This is a genomic window from Mesorhizobium tianshanense, from assembly GCF_007830515.1.
Lineage (GTDB): Bacteria > Pseudomonadota > Alphaproteobacteria > Rhizobiales > Rhizobiaceae > Mesorhizobium > Mesorhizobium tianshanense.
This window is the reverse complement of record NZ_VLKT01000024.1, coordinates 63,823-76,169: the sequence shown is the minus strand read 5'-3', so window position 1 is coordinate 76,169 and position 12,347 is coordinate 63,823. Positions and strand designations below refer to the sequence as shown.

At 63.6% G+C, this 12,347-nt stretch carries 14 protein-coding genes; 9 read left to right on the top strand and 5 right to left on the bottom strand.

Annotated elements, in window-relative coordinates:
* Window positions 1–171 precede the first annotated feature (171 nt).
* Both ligA and IQ26_RS19605 read left to right on the top strand, forming a co-directional pair.
* On the top strand, window positions 172–2,277 hold the full coding sequence (gene ligA / locus IQ26_RS19610) for an NAD-dependent DNA ligase LigA (RefSeq protein ID WP_145720000.1): 2,106 nt from the start codon (window positions 172–174) through the stop codon (window positions 2,275–2,277).
* Entirely contained in the window at window positions 2,277–2,969 is a 693-nt protein-coding gene (locus tag IQ26_RS19605) for a DUF2461 domain-containing protein (RefSeq protein ID WP_145719999.1), read from the top strand. The genes ligA and IQ26_RS19605 overlap by 1 nt, the downstream gene beginning before the upstream one ends.
* A 50-nt stretch (window positions 2,970–3,019) precedes the next feature.
* On the opposite strand, the gene IQ26_RS19600 is transcribed toward IQ26_RS19605, so the two are convergent.
* Window positions 3,020–3,661: an SDR family NAD(P)-dependent oxidoreductase gene (locus tag IQ26_RS19600; protein ID WP_240547177.1), complete on the bottom strand. Its 642-nt coding sequence runs from the start codon at window positions 3,659–3,661 to the stop codon at window positions 3,020–3,022.
* Here IQ26_RS19600 and IQ26_RS19595 point away from each other — a divergent pair.
* From IQ26_RS19595 to IQ26_RS19585, 3 genes are all read left to right on the top strand, one after another.
* Entirely contained in the window at window positions 3,629–4,141 is a 513-nt protein-coding gene (locus tag IQ26_RS19595; RefSeq protein WP_240547176.1) for a type I glutamate--ammonia ligase, read from the top strand. The genes IQ26_RS19600 and IQ26_RS19595 overlap by 33 nt on opposite strands.
* 111 nt (window positions 4,142–4,252) lie before the next feature.
* A complete protein-coding gene (locus IQ26_RS19590) occupies window positions 4,253–4,981 on the top strand; it encodes an AzlC family ABC transporter permease (protein ID WP_145719998.1) in 729 nt (242 codons plus the stop codon).
* Complete coding sequence (locus IQ26_RS19585) at window positions 4,978–5,274, top strand: AzlD family protein (protein ID WP_145719997.1); 297 nt, start codon at window positions 4,978–4,980, stop codon at window positions 5,272–5,274. The genes IQ26_RS19590 and IQ26_RS19585 overlap by 4 nt, the downstream gene beginning before the upstream one ends.
* 280 nt (window positions 5,275–5,554) lie before the next feature.
* On the opposite strand, the gene IQ26_RS19580 is transcribed toward IQ26_RS19585, so the two are convergent.
* The gene (locus IQ26_RS19580) at window positions 5,555–7,399 is read right to left on the bottom strand and encodes an aminopeptidase P family protein (protein WP_145719996.1); all 1,845 of its coding nucleotides are present in this window, start codon (window positions 7,397–7,399) and stop codon (window positions 5,555–5,557) included.
* A gap of 47 nt (window positions 7,400–7,446) precedes the next feature.
* Between IQ26_RS19580 and IQ26_RS41280 the strand changes: the two genes are divergently transcribed.
* On the top strand, window positions 7,447–7,827 hold the full coding sequence (locus IQ26_RS41280; RefSeq protein ID WP_322791170.1) for a hypothetical protein: 381 nt from the start codon (window positions 7,447–7,449) through the stop codon (window positions 7,825–7,827).
* A gap of 35 nt (window positions 7,828–7,862) precedes the next feature.
* Here the strand turns inward: IQ26_RS41280 and IQ26_RS19570 are convergent, their stop codons facing one another.
* Both IQ26_RS19570 and IQ26_RS19565 read right to left on the bottom strand, forming a co-directional pair.
* A complete protein-coding gene (locus IQ26_RS19570) occupies window positions 7,863–8,735 on the bottom strand; it encodes a 50S ribosomal protein L11 methyltransferase (RefSeq protein ID WP_145720039.1) in 873 nt (290 codons plus the stop codon).
* A 92-nt stretch (window positions 8,736–8,827) separates the two neighbouring features.
* Window positions 8,828–9,406: an SCO family protein gene (locus IQ26_RS19565; protein WP_145719995.1), complete on the bottom strand. Its 579-nt coding sequence runs from the start codon at window positions 9,404–9,406 to the stop codon at window positions 8,828–8,830.
* 203 nt (window positions 9,407–9,609) lie between these two features.
* On the opposite strand from IQ26_RS19565, the gene IQ26_RS19560 reads away from it, so the two are divergent.
* The 3 genes from IQ26_RS19560 (at window position 9,610) to IQ26_RS19550 (ending at window position 11,360) form a co-directional block, all read left to right on the top strand.
* The gene (locus IQ26_RS19560; RefSeq protein ID WP_145719994.1) at window positions 9,610–10,098 is read left to right on the top strand and encodes a CreA family protein; all 489 of its coding nucleotides are present in this window, start codon (window positions 9,610–9,612) and stop codon (window positions 10,096–10,098) included.
* Between the two features lie 108 nt (window positions 10,099–10,206).
* On the top strand, window positions 10,207–10,848 hold the full coding sequence (locus IQ26_RS19555; RefSeq protein ID WP_145719993.1) for a DapH/DapD/GlmU-related protein: 642 nt from the start codon (window positions 10,207–10,209) through the stop codon (window positions 10,846–10,848).
* 83 nt (window positions 10,849–10,931) lie between these two features.
* Complete coding sequence (locus IQ26_RS19550; protein WP_162458018.1) at window positions 10,932–11,360, top strand: low affinity iron permease family protein; 429 nt, start codon at window positions 10,932–10,934, stop codon at window positions 11,358–11,360.
* Window positions 11,361–11,363: 3 nt separating this feature from the next.
* Here IQ26_RS19550 and IQ26_RS19545 read toward each other — a convergent pair whose 3' ends face one another.
* Window positions 11,364–12,230: an SDR family NAD(P)-dependent oxidoreductase gene (locus IQ26_RS19545; protein ID WP_145719992.1), complete on the bottom strand. Its 867-nt coding sequence runs from the start codon at window positions 12,228–12,230 to the stop codon at window positions 11,364–11,366.
* Window positions 12,231–12,347: the final 117 nt, after the last annotated feature.

Here is a 12,347-nt window from a genome sequence, read left to right as displayed (position 1 = left end):
GTTCAAACGCGACGCGCTTTGGACGCTGTCCGACACAGAAAGTCCGGCCTTTCGGACAGAGTCAGGATATGGCTCCATCCCGCTGTTCAGGAATGATTTTCCCGTGTCTGGTCTCTCCCTTATGAGAGAATCCTGTTCTATTGTGTCGCGCCACCGTGAAGGGAGCAGTGCATGGCCGAAAAACCAGTCGATTCGCTCAGCGAAAGGGAGGCCGCAAGCGAGTTGAAGCGACTGGCCGAGGAAATCGCCAGCCACGATTTGCGTTACCATGCCGAGGACGCGCCGACGATTTCGGACGCGGCCTACGACGCGTTGCGGCGGCGCAACCTCGCCATCGAGCAGCGGTTTCCCGCTCTTGTGCGCGAGGATTCGCCGTCACGCAGAGTCGGCGCAGCAGTGTCGGAAAGGTTCGGCAAGGTTGTCCATGCCATTCCCATGCTGTCGCTCGACAACGCTTTTGCCGACGCGGATGTGACCGACTTCGTCGGCCGCATCCGGCGTTTTCTCAGGCTCGGTGCCGACGAGCCGGCCATGACGGCCGAGCCGAAGATCGACGGCCTGTCGCTGTCGCTGCGTTACGAGGCCGGACGGCTGGTGTCGGCGGCGACGCGCGGCGACGGCCAAGTCGGCGAGGACGTGACGGCCAACGCCCGGACTATCGCCGAGATCCCCAACGTGCTTACCGAGGATTTCCCCAAGGTGCTGGAAGTGCGTGGCGAGGTCTATATGCGCCTCGCCGATTTCGCCGAGCTCAATCGCCGCAATGCCGAAGCCGGAAAGCAGGTTTTTGCCAACCCGCGCAATTCCGCGGCAGGCTCCTTGCGCCAGCTCGACACCTCGATCACCGCCAGCCGACCACTGCGTTTTTTCGCCTATGCCTGGGGCGAGGTGAGCAAAATGCCTGCCGACACGCAGATGGGCATGGTGGCGGCGTTCGAACGTTTCGGCTTCAAGGTCAACCCGCTGATGAAGCTGTTCGACAGTGTCGAGGGGCTGCTCGAACAATACCGGCTGATCGAATCCAACCGGGCGACGCTGGGCTACGACATCGACGGCGTCGTCTACAAGGTGAACAGCCTCAACCTGCAACAGCGGCTGGGGTTCGTCTCGCGCTCGCCGCGCTGGGCGATCGCGCACAAATTCCCGGCCGAGAAGGCGTCGACGATCCTTTCCGGCATCGACATCCAGGTCGGCCGCACCGGCGCGCTGACGCCGGTGGCGCGGCTGGTGCCGGTGACGGTCGGCGGCGTCGTGGTGACCAATGCGACGCTGCACAATGCCGAGGAGATAGAGCGGCTTGGCGTGATGATCGGCGACACGGTTCACATCCAACGCGCCGGTGACGTCATTCCGCAGATCCTTGGTGTCGACCTGGAGAAGCGGCCGGCCGATGCAAAGCCGTTCGCGTTTCCGACCGTCTGCCCTTGCGATTTGCATACTGCGGTGGTGCGCGAGGAGACGGCAGGTGGCATCGAGGGCGTGGTCAGGCGTTGCAGCGGCGAATTCGCGTGTCCTTATCAGCGCATCGAACACCTACGCCATTTCGTTTCGCGGCGCGCCTTCGACATAGAGGGGCTCGGTGAAAAGCAGATCGAACTGTTCTTCAACGACGCGGACCTGCCGGTGAAGAGCCCGGCCGACATCTTTTCGATCGCCCGGCGCGACGCGGCGAACCTGAAAAAGCTCAGGGACAAGGACGGCTTCGGCGAGACGTCAGCGGCAAAACTGTTTGCGGCGATCGAGGACCGGAGAAAGATCGCGCTCGATCGCATGATCTATGGCCTTGGCATCCGCCATGTCGGCGAGCGCACCGCCATCACCTTCGCTCGCGTCTACGGATCCTGGAAAGCGTTCCACGATGCCGCGTTGGCCATCGGCGATGGCGATCTGCAGGCGCGCGAGGAAATGGATGCGCTGGACGACATCGGCGACGCCGTGATCGATTCCGTCGCGCGTTACTTTGGCGAGGAGCACAATCGCGCACTGGTCGAGAAGCTGGCGGCCGAGGTCGAAGTGATCGACGCCGAGCGGCCGGTGTCGGATTCGCCCGTCTCAGGCAAGACCGTGGTTTTCACCGGCGCGCTGGAAAAAATGTCGCGCGACGAGGCCAAGGCGATGGCCGAAAAGCTCGGCGCCAAGGTCGCCGGCTCGGTGTCGAAGAAGACCGATCTCGTCGTGGCCGGACCGGGTGCAGGATCCAAGCTGAAGCTTGCCACCGAACTCGACATCGAGGTGATCGACGAAGACGCTTGGTTGCAGCGGATCGGCAAGGCGTAATGGCCGGCGCATTCGACGGCTTCGGCCAAAAGGCCATTCCCTTCCTCAAGGCGCTCGATTTCCATCAAAACCGGGAATGGTTCCAGGAAAATCGCGACCTCTTCGAACGCGAGCTGCGCGACCCCTTCGGCGATCTGGTCGAAACCCTCTCCGAGCGCTTCGCGGCAGCGGGGATGGGTCTGCGCGGCGATCGCAAGAAGTCACTGTTCCGGATCAATCGCGACGTGCGGTTCGCTAAGGACAAACGGCCCTACAACCGGCATCTGTCGGCAATCCTTTCGCCCGACGGCACCAAGATGGAGCAGGGTGTCTTGTTCGTCTATATCGGGCTCGACCGCTGTTTTGCCGGCGTTGCCTGGTGGCAGCCGGGGCCGGCGCTGTTGCTGGCGATGCGCCAGGCCATCGCCACGCGACCGGGCGAATTCCGCACCCTGATCGCGACGTTGAAGAAAGCCGGCCTCGAACTGGACACGGAAGGGTGCATGAAGCGAACGCCACGCGGTTTCGAGCATGTCGCGGAGGCCGATCTCGCCGTAGCCATCCGCAACCGGCATTTCGTCGTCCGGCACGCGATCGACCCGGCCGGAATCCACGGGCCGGCATTGGTCGACGAGCTTGTCGATTTCACCTTGCGCGCCAAGCCGCTGCTCGACTGGGGCAGGGCGATCGAGGGCAAGGTTCCCAAGGATTAGGGGGGCGGTCGCGTGCGGTCCCGGTCCGTGACGCGATTCGGATATAGGGACTACATCCGCATCAAAAGCCCACCGTCGACGGCAAGTTCAATTCCGGTGATGTAACTCGCCGCGTCGGAGAGCAGGAAGAGCGCGGCGTTGGCCATGTCCTGCGGTGTCCCGATCCGCCCGAGCGGTGTGTAATTCGCTACGGCCGTCCGCATCTCCTCGGTGTCCCAGCGCGCCTGCAGCGGTGTCAGTGCCATGCCCGGGCAGATGGCGTTCGAGCGGATGCGTTCGCCGGCAAGCTGCATGGTCAGTGATTTGGAGAGGGCACAGACGCCCGCCTTCGATGCCTGGTAGGCATCCTGCGGGTTGGGATCGCCGCGATACCACTGGATGGTCGAGAAATGGACCATGGCGCCGCCGCGCCCGCCCGCGCGCATGTAGGGAACGACCGACCGCGCCGTGTGCACGAAGGACTTCAGGTTGATGTTGAAGACTTCGTCCCAGACGTCGAGATCCATGTCGAGGGCGGACTTGTCGCGGCCGAACCAGAGCACGCCGGCTACATTGGCGAGATAGTCGATGCCGCCGCGTTCACGGCCTGCCGTACCGACGATCTGCTCGACGAAGGCGGCGTCGGTGAGGTCGCCCTGCGCGAAAGTGAGCCGATCGCTGTGGGAAGCCAGCGAGGCCGGTCGCGCCTTCACGTCGATGGCGGTAACGGATGCGCCCGCTTCGAGGAGGGCAATCGCGATTGCCTCGATCGCGGCGCGTGGTCACCGGAAGACGTCGCCTGGGGTTTTGAGAACCGGACCGCGCCGATCCGCGTCATCACCACGCCCAATGATGGCGCCTGCCGGCTGGAACATCGCGCGCCCGGAGCCGACATCAATCCCTACCTGTCGATCGCGGCCATCCTTGCGGCTGGCTGTGAGGGGATCGAGAAGGACCTGCCGATCGAGGCGCCGGTAACATCCAACCTGGCCAATCTCGACAAACCCAAGTTGCCGCGCACGCTCAACGCGTCGATCGAGGCCTTCGCCGGTTCCGATTTCTGCGCCGAGGCCTTTGGCGAGGTGTTTCGCGACAATTATGCCGAGAGCCGCCGTGCCGAGCAGGCTGCCTTCGACGCCTGGCAGGCATCGCATATCACCGACTTCGAATGGCAGCGCTATTTCGTTAGCTGAGGCGTGCGTCAATGTCGTCGGGATCATTTCCGCTGATCGTTGGCTCAAGCGAATTGGTGTGACAAGGCAGGCGGCTCTCCCTACATACGGCCTTTCCCCAAGGAGTGGTCGATGTCGGCGGAAGCAATCTCCGAAAACCGCGCGAAAGGCGATTTCTGGCAAGGCGTGCGGCTCTCGATGCCCATCGTGGTGGCGGCGGCGCCGTTCGGGCTGCTGTTCGGGGCGCTTGCCGTCGACAATGGTTTTTCGGTGCTCGAAGCCGTCCTGATGAGCGCCATGGTCTACGGCGGCGCCAGCCAGATGGTCGGCATCGAATTGTTCGGCCAGCATGTCGCGCCGTGGCTGATCGTGCTGTCGATCTTCGCCGTGAATTTCCGCCATGTGCTTTACTCCGCCGGTATCGGCCGGCGCATCGCGCACTGGCCGCTGGTCCAGCAAGCGGTAGGCTATTTCGTGCTTACCGATCCGCAGTTCGCGGTGGCCGAACGCAAGGCGGAGGCTGGCGAGACGGTCGGCTTCGCCTGGTATATGGGGCTTGCCCTGCCGGTCTATGGGTTCTGGGTGACCGAAAGCGCGCTCGGCGCGGTGTTCGGCAAGCTCATTCCCGACACGCATGCGCTGGGCATCGACTTCCTGCTGCCGATCTATTTTCTCGGCCTGGTCATGAGCTTTCGCAGACGGCCGCTGTGGCTGCCGGTGGTCGTCGCCAGCGCCGCCGCCTCCATCCTCGCCTATAAAACGGTGGGCTCGCCCTGGCACGCCTCCATTGGCGCAGTGGCCGGCGTGCTGCTCGCGGTCATCCTGCCGCCGCACCACAGCGGCGTGGAGGCGCGGCCATGAGCACAACCTTATGGATCATCATCGCCGGCGCGATCGCGACCTATCTGACCCGCATCGGCGGCCATCTGGTGATCTCGCGTTTCGAAAACATCCATCCGCGCGTCGAGGCTGGGCTGAACGCCGTGCCGGCGGCGGTGCTGACCACGCTGGTGGCGCCGGCGGCACTTGGCGCCGGGCCGGCTGAATGGGCGGCATTGATCGTCGCCGCGCTGGTCTCACAGCGCGGCGGGCTGATGACGATGTTTCTGGCCGGCGCCGCCGTGCTGGTCCTCGCCAGGCAGTTCGTTGGCTGATCGACTTTTCGCCTCGTCGGCGCTGCGGCGGACGCATAGGGGAGAAACTGTTACCCATGTATCCGGTTCAATCTGTTACTCATCTATCGGCTGGACACCGGCAGGGCAATGAGGGCAGCGCAAATCTGAAGCGGTTGCCTCGCAACTGTGGGTAGTCTTAACTTGACAGGTGACGGCAGTTATGCTAGGAATTTATTCATGGTGCTGATTTGCGCCAACGACCGTCCACCGAGGCGGTTTTTTTGTGCCTCCCAATCTCAACGAAGGTCAACACCGCCCGCTACTGCTTGAGGTCGTGCGGCAGCGGTGCGGTTGCCTTTTCCAGCCAGGCCAGCGTTTCGCCGTCGAGCATCGGTCCGATCTCGGCCAGCACGCGTGCGTGGTATTCGTCGAGCCAGTGCAACTCGTCACGCGTCAAAAGGTCGGATCGCACCAGCCTGGTGTCGATCGGCGCCAGCGTCAGCGTCTCGAAGCCGTGCATGGCGATGTCGCCGCCCTCGATCGGCTCGGTCGGTGTCACCAGGACGAGGTTCTCGATGCGGATGCCATAGGAGCCTTCCTTGTAGTAGCCTGGCTCGTTGGAGACGATCATGCCGGCGAGCAGCTTTTCGGTGCCGGTCCTGGCGATGCGCTGCGGACCCTCGTGCACGGCCAGATAGGAGCCGACTCCGTGGCCGGTGCCATGGGCGAAATCGCAACCATGCTTCCACAGCGCCAGCCGCGCCACGGCATCGATCTCGGAACCGCGCGTGCCCTGGGGAAAGCTCAGCATGGAAATGCCGATCATGCCCTTCAGCACCAGCGTGAAGCGTTCGCGCATTTCCTCGGTCGGATGGCCGACCGGCACGGTGCGGGTGATGTCGGTGGTGCCGTCCTGGTACTGGCCGCCGGAATCGAGCAGGAACAGCTCGCCATCCCCGAGCTTTCTGCTGGTGGCGCGGGAAACGCGATAGTGCATGATGGCGCCGTTCGGACCGGCACCCGAGATGGTGTCGAAGGACACGTCGCGCAGCGGCATCTGCGTTTCCTCGCCGGTGCTGCGGCGGCACTCCTCGAGCTTGGTGACGACCGCGATTTCGTCGAGGGTGCCGGGTTCCTGGCGGTCGAGCCAGCAGAGCAGCCTGGCAATGGCGGCACCGTCGCGGCGATGCGCGGCGCGGGCGCCGTTGATCTCGGCCTGGTTTTTCGTTGCGCGTGGAATGCGGGCAGGGTCGGGCGCGGCAATGACGGTGCCGCCATTGTCCTCGACCAGCATCCTGAGCTTCTCCGCCGCCAGCACCGGGTCCAGCGCGATTTTTGCGCCATCCTTGGCCAATGCAGCGATCGCCGCTTCGAATTCACCGGGTTCGTGCAGTTCGGCGAGCTGCGTCAGATAGGCCGCGACGGTGCGCGAGAACTTGCGCTGGTCCATGAAAAGCAGGTGCGACCCATCGGCGGCGAGCACGGCGAAGCCGAGCGCAAGCGGCGTGTGCGGCAGGTCGCCGCCGCGGATGTCGAAAGCCCAGGCGATGGAGGACGGGTCGGTCAGCACGGTATGGGTGGCGCCATCCTTGCCGATGGCCGACGCCAGCCGCGCCAGCTTGTCCTTGGCCAGTTCGCCGGCAAAGGCGATCGGATGGAGCTCGACCGGCGCCAGCGGCGGTTCGGGCTGGTCCTCCCAGATGGCGTCGATCGGATTCTTCTCGAGCGGCACCAGTGTCGCGCCCGATTTTTCGGCCGACGCCTTCAGCGCTTTCACGTCACTGAGCGTCTGCAGCCACGGGTCGAAGCCAAGCCGCACGCCCTTGCCGAGATTGTCCTTGATCCAGGTGGCGGGCGGATTGTCGACCAGGCTTTCGATCGAAAAGATGTCGAGATCGACCTCCTGGCGCACCTGCAGCGTGTAGCGCCCGTCGACGAACATGAAGGCCCGGTCGCCAAGCACGATGGCGACGCCGGCCGAGCCGCTGAAGCCGGTCAGCCATTTCAGCCGTGCCGAGCGGTCGGCGACATATTCGCCTTGATGCTCGTCGGCACGGGGCACGATGAAGCCATCCAGCCCGTTGGCCGCCAGCCATTGGCGCAGCAGCGCCACACGCGGCTTGCCGACGGCGGGATCACCGGCGGAATCAAAGGTCTGGAACATGTGGCCTCCTCGGATGCTGGTGTGACCGTAGCGCATGAGTCCGATTTTTGGAAAGGATCACGCGCAAATCAAAGCACTGCGGTTTTTATGCCAATGGGATGTGCGGCGCCGGCTGGACGCGGTCCAGCAGCATCGCTTTTGCGCATAGACGCCATGCAGAAACAGCGATTTTCAAACAGGTCAGCAAAGCTTACCTGTCCAGTGTGGAGGAACGAGTCCTATGCCCTGCAAAGGAGACCATCATGTCCACGATTTCAACCAGACCCGGATTTTTCAGAAGCGCCATGAACGCTCTCATCGAATCGCGCCAGCGCGAAGCGCGCCGATATGTGAGCGGCGTTCTGCTCGGCTTTGACGACAAAACGCTGAAAGCGCACGGCTATGATCGCGAAGAACTGAAGAGAACGGCAAGGTCGCCCTACTTCTGAGCGAACTTGCGGCTCGCGTTTGAAGGCGCTGCGCGTCACCGCTTGAGGTGAATCGTCACCCAGCCCTCGCGATGCAAGGTCCTGACATGGCGGAATTGCTGGCCGACATAGGCCGAGACCACGGCGTTGCGCTGCCGGTCGAGGATGCCCGACAGCACGATCGAACCGCCCAGGGCGATATGCCCGGCCATTTCCGGCGCCAGCCGCATCAGCGGCCGCGCCAATATGTTGGCGACGATGAGGTCGAAAGGGCCGCGCGCGGCGAAGATCGGATTGTGGAAGCCCGGCGCCGTCACCGTTTCGATGAGCGCCTTGACATGGTTGAGCTGCGCATTGGCGGCGGCGACCTTTATGGCGACCGGATCGATGTCGGTCGCCAGCACCGAGATATGCGCGAGCTTCGCCAGCGCGATGGCCAGCACCGCGCTGCCGGTGCCGAGGTCGAGCGCGTTGCGCGGGCGCTCGCGCCGCACGACCTGATCCAGCATTTCAAGGCAGCCAGCGGTGGTGCCGTGATGGCCGGTGCCGAAGGCGAGACCCGCTTCGATCTCGATGGCGAGTTCGCCGCTGCGGCGCTTCCTGCGGTCATGCGCGCCGTGAACGAAGAAACGGCCGGCACGCACCGGCTTCAATCCCTCCAGCGAGCGCGCAACCCAGTCGACATCCGGCACGGCCTCCCGCGCGATCGGCCGCGAAAGGGCAAGCCCGGCGAGAATCTCCTTCACGCGCGCCTCGATGGCATCGACATCGCCGTCGGCGTAGAGCGACACTTCGTGGATGTCGCGATCCTCATCGATCTCCAGCACGGCGATCGGCAGGCCTTCGTCCTCGAAGGCCGCTTCGAACGCCGCGAAGATGCGGTCGGCCTCGCTCTTGCCGGTGGTGAAATAAAGCCGCGTCTGGGTCATCAAACGGTGGTCTGGTTTGAGCATGATCTTATCCGAAAACCGGTTCCCACCCACGGGTCAGGCCCGAGGGCATGCTTCTTCGGGATCATGCACTAACCTTCCGCCGCCAGCCGCTTCAGCTTGGCGATGGCGGTGTCCGGGCTCTCGCCATAGGCGATGGTGCCGGCAAAGTCGCCCCTGGCGTTGAGCAGCAGCACCGAAGCGGTGTGGTCCATCGTGTAGTCGCCGTCGCCCGTATCGACCTTCTTGGAATAGATGCCGAAGGATTTGGCCATGGCGTGGACCTTGTCCGGATCGCCGGTGATGCCAAGAATGCGGTCGGAGAAATTGCTGATATAGGCGTTCATGACTTCGGGCGTGTCGCGCTCCGGGTCGACCGAGACGAAATAGGCGCGCAGGTTCTTGCCGTCGTCCCCCATCGTCTTCAGCCAGCCGGCCAGTTCGTACAGCGTGGTCGGGCACACTTCCGGGCAATGGGTGAAGCCGAAGAAGACGACGCTGGGCTGGCCGCGAAACGCGGCCTCGGTGACCGGAGCGCCCTTCTGGTCGACCAGCGTGAACGGCGCGCCGAACGGCTCGCCGCCGTAATGCCCGCGGTACCAGTCGAAGGTGAGCCAGCCGATGCCTGCCGCCATCAGGACGAGAATGCCGATCAGTATTGAACGCATCATCAATTGGTGTCCGCCGTGATTTTCATTGCACTATATCAGCGCCATGGAGCCTGTTTCGGCGAACACTCTTAACGGTTTGACCTCGTGCACGCAAAGATGTCGCGTTGCCGCAACCGGCATTCCGGTCAAAAGGTGATCTGCTTGCAAAGCGCTGCCGCCCGTCCCACCTGAGATCGGCAAAACTCGAACCGCAGGAGGCTTCCTTGCTAAAACTAATCGGCGGCGCCTTGGCCGCATGCCTTGTCGTTGGCGCCGGTGCGGCTGTCGCCCAGGAGGTTGGCAAGGTCGGCGTCGACTGGCTCGGCAACGACATCATCGTCGAGGCGATCAAGGACCCCAAGGTCGAAGGCGTGACCTGCCACGTCTCCTATTTCGACCGTGGCGTGATCGACCGCCTGCAGAAGGGCAACTGGTTCGAGGATCCGTCCGATTCCTCGATCTCCTGCCGCCAGACCGGGCCGATCACCATCGGCGACATCGACATGAGCGAGGCCGGCGAGGAAGTGTTCAAGCAAGGCATCAGCCTGATCTGGAAGAAGCAGGTGGTGAACCGCATCTACGACAAAACCAATGAGACGCTGATCTACCTGTCGCATTCGCGCCAGGTGCAGGACGGTTCGGCGAAAATGTCGGTCACCACCGTACCGCTCTACGGCCAAAATGCTGTGTGGACCAACGGCAAGCCGAAATAGGCTCTCGCAACAGGTGACGGACGATTGGTCCCGCTTGCGGGACCAATCGGCGACGCGACAATTGCTCCCGCCTTGCGGGAGCAATTGCGCGGGAGTAAAGCCGCTGGCATGGATCGTCCCGAAAATCTTGTCGCCAAGGATTCCGAGCCGCGCATTCATCCGACCGCGGAATTGAAGGCGTGCAAGCTTGGACGCTACGCCTCGATCGGCGAACGGGTCATCCTGCGCGAGGTGTCGGTCGGCGACTTCTCCTATTTCGAACGTCATGCCGAGGCGATCTACACGACAACGGGCAAATTCTGTTCGATCGCCGCCAACAGCCGCATCAACGCGCTGGAGCATCCGATAGAGCGGCTGACCCAGCACAAGGTCAGCTACCGGCCGAACGAGTATTTTCGCTGGCTGGGCGTCGACGCGGCGTTCCGGGAGCGGCGGCGGGCGCAAACCGTCAGCATCGGCCACGATGTCTGGATCGGCCATGGCGCGGTGATCATGCCTGATGTGAGCATCGGCAATGGCGCGATCGTCGGCGCCAATGCGGTGGTGACGCGCGACGTGCCGTCCTATGCCATCGTCGCCGGCGTTCCGGCCAGCCCGTTGCGGCAGCGTTTCGCCGCGGATGTTGCCTCGCGGATCGAACGCCTCGCTTGGTGGGACTGGCCGGTCGAGAAACTGGCCAGGGCCATCCCCGACATGCAGGCCATGCCGATCGAGGCCTTTCTCGATCGCTGGGAAAACGACATCCCCTGACTTTGCGGGGTGCGTGCACGGTTGTGCCCGTGGAATCCCTTTTTTCAGGGAACCAGAGCGCTGGTTAGTTGTTTCTTCCTGCCATGATCGAGAAGCGTTTCACGAAGATCGCCAACTACGTCGCCCATCTCGCCGGCCTGCCGTCGACATTCGCCATCTGTTTCCTAATCGTCGTTGTCTGGGCGTCAAGCGGGCCGATTTTCGGCTTTTCGGACACATGGCAGCTCATCATCAACACAGGCACGACGATCGTCACCTTCCTGATGGTGTTTCTCATCCAAAACACCCAGAACCGTGATGGCGCAGCGATCCAGACGAAACTCGACGAGTTGATCCGGGCCGGCAAAGCGCACAACACCTTTATCGGCATCGAGCACCTGACCGAATCCGAGGTCGAGGAGATTCGCGCCAAATGCGAAGAAGCGGCGAAGCGCCATGACCGGAAGATCGCGGAGACGGCCGTCAAGAAGGCCACGGCGCAAAAACGCGGCTCGAAGAAGCAAGCGGCGTGAGCGTCAGCTCTCCATAAACGTCTTAAAGGCGGCCTTGTGGTCCGGGTGCCAGCGCGACAGAGCAGGGCGGTTTTCGATGATGTCGCCGATCGCCCAGGCCATACGCTTTTCGTCCATGGGCCGCGTCGCCTCGTTGTCGGGACACAGGATGTAGAAATCGCCACGCACCAGCGCGGCCAGCATGAAGTCGACTACCTGCTCGCCGGTCCAGGCGCCGGCGGGCTTTTCGGTCGCACCTTCGGTAAGGCCGGTAAAAGTGAACCCCGGAATGAGCAGATGCGCAGCAACCTTTGCGCCGGGCTCGTTGCGCAGTGCGTGTGCCAGGCCTTCTGTGAAGGTCTTCACGCCCGCCTTGGAAACGTTGTAGGCAAGGTTGCCGGGCGGCGTGGTGATGCCTTGCTTGGAGCCGGTGTTGACGATCAGGCCAGGCCTCCCCGTGGCCAGCATGCGCGGCGCGAAGGCCTCGACGCCATGGACGACGCCCCAGAAATTGATATCCAGCAGCCGCTTCCAGGCGTCGCGGTTCTCCCACGGCTTGCCGGGATTGTTGCCGACGCCGGCATTGTTCATCAGCAGCGACACGCTGCCGAACGTGCCGAATGCCTTCTCCGCCAGCCGGTCGACGTCGTCGGCTTTCGCGACGTCGGTGGCGACAGCGAGCAACGCGCTGTCACCGGCGATCGCGGCGACGGCGCGGGCAGCCTCATCGAGCCGCGCGCCGCCAATATCGGCCAGCACGATTCTCAGGCCCATTGCCGCCAGCCGCTTGGCCGCGGCAAGGCCGATGCCGCTGGCGCCGCCGGTGATGACGGCGACATTGCCGGAGGAAAGCGCAGGCAAGGCGGTCTGGATTTCGGCGTCGGCGGTCATGGGGGAGTGTCCTCGTTCAAGCTGTGCCGAACTTAGCGCGGCGAGGGGTTCGCGCAAGCCCGCTTCGGCGTCCTCGGGTTGACCGCATCGGCAGGCGCTGCGCATGCTGTCCGCGCA

Bases quoted from the DNA above. Each gene is read 5' to 3' on its own strand.
- ligA (WP_145720000.1), top strand. From the start codon at position 172: ATGGCCGAAAAACCAGTCGATTCGCTCAGCGAAAGGGAGGCCGCAAGC.
- IQ26_RS19605 (WP_145719999.1), top strand. From the start codon at position 2,277: ATGGCCGGCGCATTCGACGGCTTCGGCCAAAAGGCCATTCCCTTCCTC.
- IQ26_RS19590 (WP_145719998.1), top strand. From the start codon at position 4,253: ATGTCGGCGGAAGCAATCTCCGAAAACCGCGCGAAAGGCGATTTCTGG.
- IQ26_RS19585 (WP_145719997.1), top strand. From the start codon at position 4,978: ATGAGCACAACCTTATGGATCATCATCGCCGGCGCGATCGCGACCTAT.
- IQ26_RS19580 (WP_145719996.1), bottom strand. From the start codon at position 7,399: ATGTTCCAGACCTTTGATTCCGCCGGTGATCCCGCCGTCGGCAAGCCG.
- IQ26_RS19570 (WP_145720039.1), bottom strand. From the start codon at position 8,735: ATGACCCAGACGCGGCTTTATTTCACCACCGGCAAGAGCGAGGCCGAC.
- IQ26_RS19565 (WP_145719995.1), bottom strand. From the start codon at position 9,406: ATGATGCGTTCAATACTGATCGGCATTCTCGTCCTGATGGCGGCAGGC.
- IQ26_RS19555 (WP_145719993.1), top strand. From the start codon at position 10,207: ATGGATCGTCCCGAAAATCTTGTCGCCAAGGATTCCGAGCCGCGCATT.
- IQ26_RS19550 (WP_162458018.1), top strand. From the start codon at position 10,932: ATGATCGAGAAGCGTTTCACGAAGATCGCCAACTACGTCGCCCATCTC.
- IQ26_RS19545 (WP_145719992.1), bottom strand. From the start codon at position 12,230: ATGACCGCCGACGCCGAAATCCAGACCGCCTTGCCTGCGCTTTCCTCC.